This is a genomic window from Streptomyces sp. NPDC018045 (assembly GCF_044327445.1).
Classification (GTDB): domain Bacteria; phylum Actinomycetota; class Actinomycetes; order Streptomycetales; family Streptomycetaceae; genus Streptomyces.
On the sequence record NZ_JBIRFL010000002.1, the window covers coordinates 212,785 to 224,848 of the forward strand.

Below are 12,064 nucleotides of genomic sequence, written 5' to 3' on the forward strand. Positions count from 1 at the left end.
CCCCGTTTGCGGGGCGGCGCATCCCGGTACCCGCTCGCCGAAGGCAGATCACATCCCGTTTGGCACGTTTTTGCCCGGTTGCGACCGGGGATGCGAAAAGAAGACCGCAAGGGGAACACCCCTTCGTACGCAAGACGAGCGCAAAGGATGAGCGGCCATGCAGGTGGCGTTTCTCGTAGCACCCGAAGGCATCGAGCAGGTCGAGCTGACCGAGCCGTGGCAGGCGGTGATCGACGCCGGCGGCACCCCGAAGCTCGTCTCCACCGAGTCCGGCCGGGTCCAGGCGTTCCACCACCTGGACAAGGCGGACACCTTCCCCGTCGACCAGACCGTGGACCAGGCACAGGTCGGCGACTTCACCGGACTGGTGCTGCCCGGCGGCGTCGCCAACCCGGACGCGCTGCGGATGAACGAGAAGGCCGTGGCGTTCGTCCGCGGCTTCTTCGACGCGGGCAAGCCGGTGGCGGCGATCTGTCACGCGCCGTGGACGCTGATCGAGGCGGACGTGGTGCGCGACCGTACGCTGACGTCCTGGCCGAGCCTGGCGACGGACGTCCGGAACGCCGGCGGCACCTGGGTGGACGAGCAGGTCAAGGTCTGCACCGGCGGCCCCAACAAGCTCATCACCAGCCGCAAGCCGGACGACCTCAAGGCATTCTGCGACACGTTCGTCGCGGAGTTCTCGCGCTGATCCCCGCTCCGGGGCACCGGTCACTCCGCCTCCCCTTCCAGCAGCACCGCGGCCGACTCGGGCGGCAGTCCCAGGACGCCGTCCGGGCCGGCCGCCGCCGCGTCCGCGTCCGGCCACGCCGCGAGCACCCGCGCCCGCGCGCTCCCGCCCGGCACCACCGCCGTACCGCCCGCGCCGAGGTGCACCACCACCCGCACCGGGCCGCGCCGCAGGGACAGCCAGCGGGCCTCCTCGTCGTAGGTGACCTCGGTACGCGTCAGGTCCGGGTCGGTGAGCGACGGATGGGCGGCGCGCACCGCGAGCAGGGTGCGGTACCAGGCCAGCAGTGCGGCGTGCGGCTCGCGCTCCCGCTCCGTCCAGTCCAGGCAGGAGCGGTCCCGCGTCGCCGGGTCCTGCGGGTCGGGGATCTCCGACGCACGCCAGCCGTGCTCGGCGAACTCGCGGCGGCGCCCGGTGCGTACCGCCTCCGCCAGCTCCGGGTCCGTATGGTCGGTGAAGAACTGCCAGGGCGTACGGGCCGCCCACTCCTCGCCCATGAACAGCATCGGCGTGAACGGGGAGCACAGCACCAGCGCGGCCCCGCAGGCGACGAGGCCGGGGGAGAGGCCGGCGGCCAGCCGGTCGCCGAGCGCCCGGTTGCCGATCTGGTCGTGCGTCTGGGCGTAGGCCAGCAGGCGGTGGGCGCCGGTGGCGCGCCGGTCCAGCGGGCTGCCGTGCCGGCGGCCGCGGAAGCTGGAGTACGTACCGTCATGGAAGAAGCCGCCGGTCAGCGTCTTGGCGAGAGCGGCGAGCGGCGCGCGGGCGAAGTCGGCGTAGTAGCCCTGGGACTCGCCGGTCAGCGCGGTGTGCAGGCTGTGGTGGAAGTCGTCGTTCCACTGGGCGTGCAGGCCGTGGCCGCCGTCCGCGCGCGGCGTGGTGGTGCGCGGGTCGTTGAGGTCCGACTCGGCGATGAGGAACAGCGGGCGGCGCAGGTGTGCGGCGAGCGCGTCGACGGCGGCGGACAGGTCCGCCAGGAAGTGGCGGGCGCGGGTGTCGATCAGCGCGTGGACGGCGTCGAGGCGCAGGCCGTCGATCCGGTAGTCGCGCAGCCAGGCGAGCGCGCTCTCGATGAAGTACGCGCGGACGTCGTCCGAGCCGGGTGCGTCGAGGTTCACCGCGGCGCCCCACGGGGTGTGATGGGTCTCGGTGAAGTACGGCCCGAACGCGGGCAGATGGTTGCCGGACGGGCCGAGATGGTTGTGCACGACGTCGAGGACGACGCCCAGGCCGTGCCCATGAGCGGCGTCGACCAGGCGCTTGAGCCCGTCCGGGCCCCCGTACGGCTCGTGCACGGCCCAGGGGGCCACCCCCTCGTACCCCCAGCCGTGCGTCCCGGGGAACGGGCAGACCGGCATCAGCGCGAGGTGGGTGACGCCCAGTCCGGCGAGGTGCGGCAGGCGTTCCACGGCGGCGTCGAAGGTGCCGGCGCCGGTGAACGTCCCCGTGTGCAGCTCGTAGAGGACCGCACCCGGCAGGGGACGGCCGGGCCAGTCGTGCCGCCAGCCGAAACGGTCGTGCTCGACGACCGCGCTCGGCCCGTCCGGCCCTTCGGGCTGCCGGGCCGAGCGCGGATCGGGCAGGAGCGGGCCGTCGTCGAGGCGGAAGCCGTAGCGGTCACCGTGGCGGGCCGGCACGTCGGCCCGCCACCAGCCCGCGCGGCCGGGATCGCGCTCCATGGGGACGTGCTCGGCGGGCACCCGCCCCGCGGGGGCCTGCCCCGTCGCCGCGGCGTGCCCGGTCGTCAGGGTGTGCCCCGTCGCCGGGGTGTTTGCCCCGCCCCCTTCCCGGTCCGCGCCGTCCGCGGCAGCGCCCCGGGGCGTGACGAACTGGAGCGCGACCTGTCCGGCGTTCGGCGCCCACACCTCGAAGAGCACGGCTGTCCTCCCTCGTCCGGCACGGACGGAGAATGCTCCGCCCGCTCTCAGACGAAGAATGCACGCTCCTGCGTCATCGGGTAGCCCGCCTCGGCGAAAGCCGCCGCCATCGGGACGTTCGGCTGGTCCGTTTCGCCGATGATCTTTTCCGCGCCGTGTTCCGCGAGGTGACGGGTGCAGTCGACGAGCAGGTCGTAGCCGTACCCCCGGCCGCGGTGCTCCGGCACGATGCCGATGAACCCGATGACGGGCGCCTGGAGGTTACGGGCGGGCACGTGCAGCCCGACGGCTTCGCCGCCCCGCCCGGGACCGGCCGTCCAGGCGACCCGCCACCACTCGCGCGGCGACGGGCACCAGCGGAAGAAGTCCAGCTCCTCCTGGGCCGCCCGCTCGACGCCGCCCTCGGCGATCGCCCGCCGGGCGTGGGCGTCCGGCGAGCCGGTCTCGACGCGCCGCAGAATGTCCGGGAACACCCCGTCGTCGGGTTCGGGACGGAACACCAGCCGTCCCGGGGGCTCCGGGAGCCCGCACTCGGGCGTCCAGGTGGAGCGGAACCGTTCGACGAGCGGCGCGAGACCGGCCTCGGCGGCCGCGTCCATCCTGGCGCGGGCGGCGTCCCGTACGGCCGCCCGGTCCCGCCAGCGCGACGGCAGTTGCAGGACGTACTCGGCGTGCGGGGGCGCGGCGCGCAACAGCCGGACGGCGGCGTCCGCCTCGCCCGGCGCGAAGTCGAACCGGTCCAGGGCGGCCGGCCGGGTGTCGTCCGGCCCGGCCCACCAGGCGGCGCGGGCCACCACCACACCGTCGCGCAGCGCGACCCACATCCACTCGGGGCGGTACTGGCCGCCCTGGACGAAGGTCGCGTAGTGGCGCCCGAAGGGCGGATGGCCGACGAGACCGGCGGTGGGGCCGTCCAGCGTGTCGAACAGATACGCGTCGCTCTCGGCGAGCGCGCGGATGAGCAACTCGGTCATGAGGTCCTCTCGGAAGGCAGGCGATGCGCTCCCGGCCGGCCGGAATCAGCCCAGGACGCCCCGGCGGGCGGGGCGGGAGCGCGGGAACGGGTACTTCGGCACGGCTCTCGCCTCCTCTCCTCTTCCAGGGCCGGCGCAGAGCCTGGCCCGAGGAGCGGGCACGGCGCCACGGATTTCCGGCGCGCGCCCGGCGCCGCCCGCCGGGCGCCGCTCCGGTCCGTCCGGCTGGACACCGGCGTGCGGGCACCGGACAATCTCCGGCATGACATCGCTGGAGTTCCCGGCCCGACCGGCACGCCCGTCGGAAGCCGACCGGGAACGCGCCTTGGAACTGCTGCGCGAGGGCGCGGCGCAAGGCAGGCTGTCCCAGGACACCTTCCTGCGGCGGCTGGAACTGGTGCTCGGCGCCCGCCGGCACGCCGAACTCGCCGCCGCCACCGCCGACCTGGCCTCCCGGGGCCGGGTCGAGGGCGCCGTGCTGCGCGCGGTGGGCAAGGTCTCGGCGTTCAACATCATGGTCCGCAGGGCGTGGCGCCGCGAGCGGCTGCCGAAGCTGCTGCTCCCCGCGCCGGGGCCGTTCCCCCTCCTCATAGGGCGCGCCCCCGGCTCCGGCCTGCGTCTGAACCACGACACCGTCTCGCGCGCCCACGCCGAACTGCGCAGCGCGGGCGGCGGCTGGCTCCTGCGCGACCTCGGTTCCACCAACGGCACCTGCGTCAACGGCCGCCGGGTGGTGGGCGAGGTGCTGGTGCAGCCGGGCGACCATGTGGCGTTCGGCAGCGTGGGGTACGTCCTCACCGACGGGTAGACGCCGACGGACAGGAGCCAGGCAGGAGCCGACGGGTACGACGTGGCACGTCGGCGCCGGTGGGTGGGCATCGGGGGCAGGCGCCGGCGGGTCGGCACCGACGTACCGAAGCCGCGCTGGGACCGCTGCGGCAGCCGCCCGGGCGCCCTCGACGTCAGCCGCCCGGGCCCTCGCGACGGCCCGCTCCCCGGCCCGTTGCCGCCCCTCAAGCCCGCCGCCCGCCCGGCTCAGGACGGTGCCGACGTGTACGGAGCCCCTTCCGACGTCGGCCGATCCTCTGCCGGGCCCGCCGGCTGGGACCACCACGTGCCCTCGCCGTGGGTGAGCCCCGGCAGCCGCCGTTCGGCGTCGGGGACCCGGCGGGCCGGGAGAGTGCCGGTGAGGAGCCAGCGTCCGCCCGCGGCCGTGGTGTCGTCGAACCGGGCGCCCAGGGCCGCGAGCCGCGCGGTGACCGGGGCGATCGTGTCGAGCGGCACCTCCGCCTCGAAGGAGTGGCACGGTTCGTACACCCGCGTCCCGGCCCGGCGCAGGGCGCGCGCCAGTACGGCCGGCGTGAGCCCGCGGAAGTCACCGGCCGTACTGACCGGGCCCACGAAACCGGAACGGGTCAGCACGACACGGCAGTCGGTGACCGCCCAGCCCCGCGGCCCGGTGCGCAGCGACGCGTACACCGTGTCCTCGACGGCCTGGTGGAAACCGTGCGGCAGCGCGCCGAGTTCGGTCTCGTACGTGAAGCGCGGGCCGGACCCGCGGGGGCCGGGCTCGACGCGCAGGCCGACCGTCGCCCACCAGCCGACGTGGTCGCGTCCGGTGATCTCCTCGTACGCCTCGCCGGTGCCCAGCAGCCGCTCCACGCACACCACCCGGCTCGGCGCGAAGTCCGCCGCGATGCCGTCCTCCTGGAGGAGCGTGGCCGCGAGAATCTCCTTCTGGACCTCCCCGTAGAGGAGGACCGAGGTGGCGCCCGACGCGGCCGGCCGGGCCTGGATGAGCGGGTCCTGTTCCGCCAGGGCCAGCAGCGCGGCGCGCAGCCGGGCGGCTTCCGCCGGGCGCCGGGCGCGCACCACGGTCTCCAGGGTGGGCGGGGCGAACAGCGCGCCGTCCCCCTTCCGGTGCGTACCGGGCGCCTCGCCGCCCAGCCGGTCGCCGACGCGGACGCCGGGCAGGCCGCGCAGCACCGCGATGTTGCCCGCCGTGAGCGGCTCCCGGTCACCTTGCGGGCGCCCCACGATCTCCAGCGCCGTGATCCGGCCCTCGACGCGGGTGGCCGTGCCGTCCGGTTCCCTCCGGTGCAGGGTGAGCTGCCGGCGCGGCCGCAACTCGCCCTCGTAGAGCCGCAGGTAGGCGCTCTTGCCGCCGCCCGGCTCACGCCGGACGGCGAAGACCGTGCCGCGCGGCGGGGCTCCGGCGGCGCCCGGCACCGGCGGGATCAGCCGGGTCAGGCCGTCGATGAGTGCGCCGACGCCCTGCCCGCCGAGCGCCGAACCGAAGTAGAGCGGGTGCACCGAGCCGTCCGCGGTACGGGCGGCCAGCGCGGCCAGCAGCTCGTCCGGGGTGGGCGGCGGACCGTCCACGGCCCGGGCGAGCACGCCCTCGTCGGCGTCGGCGAGGAGTTCGGTCAGCCGGGCCCGTACGGCGGGCACCCGGGCGCGGAGCGGGACGGTACGCGCGTCCGGCGTGCCCGCGTCGCGCACGGCGGCCATCGGGACGACGTGCGGCGCCAGGGTACGGCGGACGTCCGCCACCAGCGCGTCGGTCCGCGCGCCCACCCGGTCGATCTTGTTGACGAACAGCAGGGTGGGCAGCCGCAGCCGCCGCAGCGTCTTCATCAGGACACGCGTACGCGCCTGTACGCCTTCGACGGCGGACAGGAGCAGCACGGCACCGTCCAGGACGCCCAGGGCACGCTCGACCTCGGCGATGAAGTCGGAGTGCCCGGGGGTGTCGATCAGGTTGACCTGGACGTCACCCGCGGTGAAGGAGGCGACCGCGGACCGGATCGTGATGCCGCGCGCACGCTCGATGGCGCCGGTGTCGGTCCGGGTGTCCCCGGCGTCCACACTGCCGAGCCGGTCGATGGCGCCGCCCGCGTACAGGAGCCGCTCGGTCAGGCTGGTCTTACCCGCGTCGACGTGGGCCAGGATGCCGATGTTCAGGGTGTGCATGGGTGGTCGAGACCTCAAGAACCGTCGTCCGACAAGGGCGCTGAGTGGTTCCGAGGTTTCGGCGCATGCCGCTGCTCCTGCCTGTGTCCCGGCGCGCGCACGGGATGTTCCGTACGCGCGGGATGCTGCTCGTACGCGCCGATGGTGGACGTGCGACGGGTGCGGCGCAACTTCTTTTTCCCGGCCGGGCCCCCGGCGCCGGCCGGCCGCTTCAGCACCCTTCTCGGTCCGGAGCCGCGACCGTCCCCGTCACTCCTCCGCGACCAGCAGTGCCACCGGACGGCGCTCCAGCAGTCGGCGCAGGCACACCACCGGGCCCGGCAGTTCGCGGCCGGTGAGCAGGTCGCGCCATGGTCCGTCGGCCGGCAGGGTCAGTTCCGTGTCGCGCCAGCCGCCGTCCTCGGCGAGCCGGAGGGAGAGGCGGGTGGCCACCGTCACCGCGCGGCCGGCCCGGGCGAAGGCCAGGCAGTGGCCGGCTGCCGTGCCGTCGGCGTGCAGGGACGTGTACGTGCCCTGGGCGCCGAACCATTCGGGACGGGTCCGCCGCAGGCGCAGGGCCGTCGCGGTCAGCAGCAGCTTCTCCGCGGACAGGTCCTGCGGTTCGGCGCCGTCGTCGAGTTCGGTGAGCAGGTCGGCGCGCAGCCGGGGCGGGCGGCGGTTGTCCGGGTCGACCAGGGCGTTGTACTCGGTCTCGGTGCCCTGGTACAGGTCGGGCACGCCGGGCATGGTCAGGTGCAGCAGCGCCGCGCCGAGCACATTGGCGCGGACGTACGGTGCGAGGTCGACGGCCAGCTCGGTGAGCGCGGACGCGGCCGGGCCGCACGGTCCCGCGCGCAGGAAGTCGCCGACCGCCTCCTCGTACCCGGCGTCCTGATCGGTCCAGGACGTGTGCAGTCCGGCTTCGCGGGTGGCCTTCAGCACCGACGGGATCAGCCGTTCGGCGGACGGCCTGCCGAGGCCGAAGGCGGTCTGCCAGGCCACCCACGCCACCTGCTGGTCCGGCGGCTGCGGCCCCTCGCGCCCGGCCGGCCCGGCGGACACCCGGCGCAGCAGCTCCCGCCACCGGTCCGGGCATTCGGTCAGGACGGCCAGCCGTGCCCGGACGTCGGCGCTGCGCTTGGTGTCGTGGGTGGAGAGCACCGTCGAGGTCAGCGGCCAGTCCCGCTGGATGCGGGCGCAGTACGCGTGGAAGGTGTCGGCGCCCACCGCGGGCGCCCCCGGGTCGGCGCCGACCTCGCAGGCCGACAGGAGCGGCACGTAGCGGTAGAAGGCGGTGTCCTCCACGGACTTGGCGCGCAGCGCGGACGACGTCTGGGCGAAGCGCGCGCAGAAGTCCGCGCGGTCCGGGCCGTCCCCGAGCAGGCCGAGCGCGAGGTCGCGCACCAGGTCGACCGCCAGCGCCTCCTCCGGCGCGCGGAAGACCGTGCGCGCCCGCGCGGCGGCCTCGGCCAGCATCGCCGCGTCCAGCTCGTCGCGCTGCGCGTCCCGCGCCCCGGGGCCGTCAGTGGCGTACGGGCGGTAGACGGGCAGCCGGACCAGCAGTTCCCGTACGGCGGTCCGCAGCGCCCAGGGCGCGTGATCGCCCTGGTGGGAGGCCCGGTCGCTGATCCGCCCGGCGGTGCGCACCAGCCGTTCGACCTCCGCAGCGAGGTCGTGGTCGACGACTTCGTAGGCGGCGCGGCGTACCGTTTCCTCCCAGTCCCCGCCGGCGTCCGCGAGCGGGGCGACGAAGTCCCGGTAGACGCTGAACAGGCGCCCGGAGCCGAGCGGGCAGACGAACAGGCCGTCGAGGTGCCGCAGCGCGTCGTAGCCGGTGGTGCCCGCGCACCTCCAGCCGTGCGGCAGGCACTCCCGGCCGGTCAAGATCTTCTCGACCACCGTCCAGCGGCCCCCGGTGGCGGTGTGCAGCCGGGCGAGGTAGTCGCCGGGGGCGGCCAGGCCGTCCGGGTGGTCGACGCGCAGTCCGTCGACGACGCCTTCGCGCAGCAGCCGCAGGACCGTGGCATGGGTCGCGTCGAAGACCTCCGGTACCTCGACGCGCACCCCGATCAGGTCCGAAATGGTGAAGAACCGCCGGTAGTTGATCTCGCTCCGGGCCAGGCGCCACCAGGCGAGGCGGTACCACTGCGCGTCCAGCAGGCGGGGCAGCGGCAGGTGCTCCGTACCGGGTCTGACGGGGAAGGCGTGGTCGTGGTAGCGCAGCACGTCGCCGTCGACCCGGATGGCGCCCAGTTCGTCGCCCAGCCGCCCGCCCAGCACCGGCAGCAGCACCCGCCCGCCGTGCCCGCCGTCCCAGTCGATGTCGAACCAGCGGGCGTACGGGGACGCGGGACCGTCCCGCAGCACCGCCCACAGCGGGGCGTTCAGCGACTCCGGCGCCGGGACGGCCATGTGGTTGGGCACGGTGTCCACCACCAGCCGCAGCCCGTGCGCCGCGGCCGTCGCGGCCAGCGCCCGCAGCCCCTCCTCGCCACCCAGCTCGGCCCGTACCGCCGTGTGGTCCACCACGTCGTAGCCGTGCGTGGACCCGGGCGCCGCCTCCAGCACGGGGGAGAGATGGAGGTGCGAGACGCCCAGTGCCGCGAGGTACGGCACGGTCTTCTCGGCCGCGGCGAAGGGCAGGTCCGGCTGGAGCTGGAGCCGGTACGTGGCGGTGGGGGGCGCGGTCGTGGTGGGGGGCGCACTGGGTTCGGCCGTCATGGGAACACCCGTACCCGCCGGACGGCTTGTTGTTTCATCCGGCCCGGGGCGCCCTGGCGCCGGAACGCCTCGTCTGTACCGTCCGCACGGCCCCCGGCGGCGCGCCGGACGGCGTCGGCCGATGTCCTCCGCCCCCGCCGCTCACCGCCTCCGCCCCTCCGGCCGTCGCGCCCAAGGGGGCCGGACCGGGACCGGACCGCCACCGCCGTACGCCCACTGGACCGGAGCCGGACCGCCACCGCCGTACGGACACCGGGCCGGTACCGGGCCGCCGCCTGGCGTGAGCACTCGGACCACGCCGTACGGCAGCCGGAACCCGGCCGTACGGAACCGGCAGGATCCACCGCAATGGCGGAGCGGGGTGTACGGCCAGTGGCGTACCCGGACCAGTCCCGGATGCGGCGCTCCGTACACGCGCCGCGCGGCTCCGGGCCGTGCCCGTGCCCCGGCCCCGTGCCCCGGCCCCTGGCCTCGCGCCACGCGGCGCGGGGCCGGGGCTGACGGCTGGGGGCACCGCCGTCCGAAGACGTTCCCCCGGCCCCCTGCGTCCGCCCGGGAACGTCTCAAGCGGGCCGCTGGAGCACCAGCAGGCTGCGGCCGGGCAGGGTGAGGCGGTCGCCGGCCTGGGCCTTGAGTCCGCCGCCGTCGGCGACCGCCTCCGGGTGGGCGGTGTCCACGACCGCCTGCCACTGGCGGCCGTGGTCGACCGGCACGGTGAACTCGCGGTCGCCCGCGTGCGCGTTGAACATCAGCAGGAAGGAGTCGTCGGTGATCCGCTCGCCGCGCGAGCCCGGTTCGGTGATCGCGCTGCCGTTGAGGAAGACCGTCAGCGACTTGGCGTGTGCCGCCTGCCAGTCCCGCTGCCGCATCTCCTCGCCCTCGGCGGTGAACCAGGCGATGTCGGACAGTTCGTCGTGGGTGCCCTCCATGGGCCGCCCGTGGAAGAAGCGCCGCCGCCGGAAGACCGGGTGGTCGCGCCGCAGCCACACCATCTGCCGGACGAAGGCGAGCATCTCGCGGCCCTCTTCGCGGACGGCGGCCTGCTCACGGTCCGCCTCGCGGCCGGCCGCCGCCTCCGGGCCCTCTTCCGCCCCGGGCCCGGCCCCGGCCCCGCCCCCGTCCCCCGTCTCCGCGCCGGAGCCGCCGCCCTCGCCGGTTCCCGGCCAGTGCACCCACGCCAGCTCGTTGTCCTGGCAGTACGCGTTGTTGTTGCCGTGCTGGGTGCGCCCGAACTCGTCGCCGTGGCTGAGCATCGGCACGCCCTGCGACAGCAGCAGTGTGGCGATGAAGTTGCGCATCTGCCGGGCCCGCAGCTCCCGCACCGCGGGGTCGTCCGTCGGCCCCTCGGCCCCGCAGTTCCAGGAACGGTTGAAGCTCTCGCCGTCCTGGTTGTCCTCGCCGTTGGCCTCGTTGTGCTTGTTGTCGTAACTGACCAGGTCGCGCAGGGTGAAGCCATCGTGGCAGGTGACGAAGTTGACGGAGGCCAGCGGGCGCCGTCCGTCGCCCTGGTAGAGGTCGGAGGAACCGGTCAGCCGGGAGCCGAACTCGGCGAGGGTGCGGGGTTCGCCACGCCACAGGTCCCGTACGGTGTCGCGGAACTTGCCGTTCCACTCGGTCCACAGCGGCGGGAAGTTCCCCACCTGATAGCCGCCCTCGCCCACGTCCCAGGGCTCGGCGATCAGCTTGACCTGGCTGACCACCGGGTCCTGCTGTACCAGGTCGAAGAACGAGGACAGCCGGTCGACCTCGTGGAACTGCCGGGCCAGCGTCGCCGCCAGGTCGAAGCGGAACCCGTCCACCCGCATCTCCTGCACCCAGTAGCGCAGCGAGTCCATGATGAGCTGGAGGACGTGCGGGCTGCGCATCAGCAGCGAGTTGCCGGTGCCCGTGGTGTCCGTGTAGTAGCGCGGGTCGTCGGACAGCCGGTAGTACGAGGCGTTGTCCAGGCCGCGGAAGGACAGCGTCGGGCCGAGGTGGTTGCCCTCCGCCGTGTGGTTGTAGACCACGTCGAGGATGACCTCGATGCCGGCCTCGTGCAGCGCCCGCACCGCCGACTTGAACTCCAGCACCTGCTGCCCCCGGTCGCCCCAGGAGGCGTACGCGTTGTGCGGGGCGAAGAAGCCGATGGTGTTGTAGCCCCAGTAGTTCGCCAGCCCCGTGTCCACCAGCCGGTGGTCGTGCACGAACTGGTGGACCGGCATCAGCTCCAGGGCCGTGACCCCCAGCTCGGTCAGGTGCTCGATGACCGCGGGGTGCGCCAGCGCCGCGTAGCTGCCGCGCAGGTCGTCCGGCAGGTCGGGGTGGAGCATGGTCAGGCCCTTGACGTGTGCCTCGTAGAGCACCGTCTCGTGGTAGTCGGTACGGGGCGGACGGTCGTCGCCCCAGTCGAAGTACGGGTTGACGACGACCGACGCCATCGTGTGCGGCGCCGAGTCGAGGTCGTTGCGGCTGTCCGGCCTGCCGAAGTGGTAGCCGTACACCGCCTCGTGCCAGTCGATGGCGCCGCTGACCGCCTTCGCGTACGGGTCCAGCAGCAGCTTGGCGGAGTTGTGCCGGTCACCGCGCTCCGGCTTGTACGGGCCGTGCACCCGGAAGCCGTACCGCTGCCCCGGCATGATCCCGGGGAGGTAGGCGTGCCGTACGAACGCGTCGGTCTCCCGCAGTTCGACGGCGGTCTCCGAGCCGTCGTCGTGCAGCAGTGACAGCTCGATGCGTTCCGCCGTCTCGGAGTACACCGCGAAGTTGGTGCCCGCACCGTCGTACGTGGCACCCAGGGGATACATCTGTCCCGGCCAGACCTGCATACGTCGACT

Annotated in this window: 7 protein-coding genes; 2 read left to right on the top strand and 5 right to left on the bottom strand. The window is 74.4% G+C overall.

Annotation, left to right across the window (positions count from 1 at the left end; genetic code table 11):
- Window positions 1-157 precede the first annotated feature (157 nt).
- Window positions 158-691, top strand: coding sequence for a type 1 glutamine amidotransferase domain-containing protein (locus ACH4EB_RS04895; RefSeq protein ID WP_398345897.1), 534 nt, complete (start codon window positions 158-160; stop codon window positions 689-691).
- A 20-nt stretch (window positions 692-711) separates the two neighbouring features.
- Here the strand turns inward: ACH4EB_RS04895 and treZ are convergent, their stop codons facing one another.
- A complete protein-coding gene (treZ, locus tag ACH4EB_RS04900) occupies window positions 712-2,427 on the bottom strand; it encodes a malto-oligosyltrehalose trehalohydrolase (protein ID WP_398346416.1) in 1,716 nt (571 codons plus the stop codon).
- 224 nt (window positions 2,428-2,651) lie between these two features.
- Window positions 2,652-3,578, bottom strand: coding sequence for a GNAT family N-acetyltransferase (locus ACH4EB_RS04905; RefSeq protein WP_398345898.1), 927 nt, complete (start codon window positions 3,576-3,578; stop codon window positions 2,652-2,654).
- Window positions 3,579-3,840: 262 nt separating this feature from the next.
- On the opposite strand from ACH4EB_RS04905, the gene ACH4EB_RS04910 reads away from it, so the two are divergent.
- Window positions 3,841-4,386, top strand: coding sequence for an FHA domain-containing protein (locus ACH4EB_RS04910; RefSeq protein ID WP_398345899.1), 546 nt, complete (start codon window positions 3,841-3,843; stop codon window positions 4,384-4,386).
- A 227-nt stretch (window positions 4,387-4,613) separates the two neighbouring features.
- On the opposite strand, the gene otr(A) is transcribed toward ACH4EB_RS04910, so the two are convergent.
- From otr(A) to glgX, 3 genes are all read right to left on the bottom strand, one after another.
- Window positions 4,614-6,551 (bottom strand): tetracycline resistance ribosomal protection protein Otr(A), encoded by a 1,938-nt coding sequence (gene otr(A), locus ACH4EB_RS04915; protein WP_398345900.1) that lies wholly within the window; start codon window positions 6,549-6,551, stop codon window positions 4,614-4,616.
- 249 nt (window positions 6,552-6,800) lie between these two features.
- Entirely contained in the window at window positions 6,801-9,251 is a 2,451-nt protein-coding gene (treY, locus tag ACH4EB_RS04920) for a malto-oligosyltrehalose synthase (RefSeq protein ID WP_398345901.1), read from the bottom strand.
- Window positions 9,252-9,814: 563 nt separating this feature from the next.
- Window positions 9,815-12,055 (bottom strand): glycogen debranching protein GlgX, encoded by a 2,241-nt coding sequence (gene glgX, locus ACH4EB_RS04925; protein ID WP_398345902.1) that lies wholly within the window; start codon window positions 12,053-12,055, stop codon window positions 9,815-9,817.
- Between the last annotated feature and the right edge of the window lie 9 nt (window positions 12,056-12,064).

Bases quoted from the DNA above. Each gene is read 5' to 3' on its own strand.
- ACH4EB_RS04905 (WP_398345898.1), bottom strand. From the start codon at position 3,578: ATGACCGAGTTGCTCATCCGCGCGCTCGCCGAGAGCGACGCGTATCTG.
- ACH4EB_RS04895 (WP_398345897.1), top strand. From the start codon at position 158: ATGCAGGTGGCGTTTCTCGTAGCACCCGAAGGCATCGAGCAGGTCGAG.
- glgX (WP_398345902.1), bottom strand. From the start codon at position 12,055: ATGCAGGTCTGGCCGGGACAGATGTATCCCCTGGGTGCCACGTACGAC.
- ACH4EB_RS04910 (WP_398345899.1), top strand. From the start codon at position 3,841: ATGACATCGCTGGAGTTCCCGGCCCGACCGGCACGCCCGTCGGAAGCC.
- treY (WP_398345901.1), bottom strand. From the start codon at position 9,251: ATGACGGCCGAACCCAGTGCGCCCCCCACCACGACCGCGCCCCCCACC.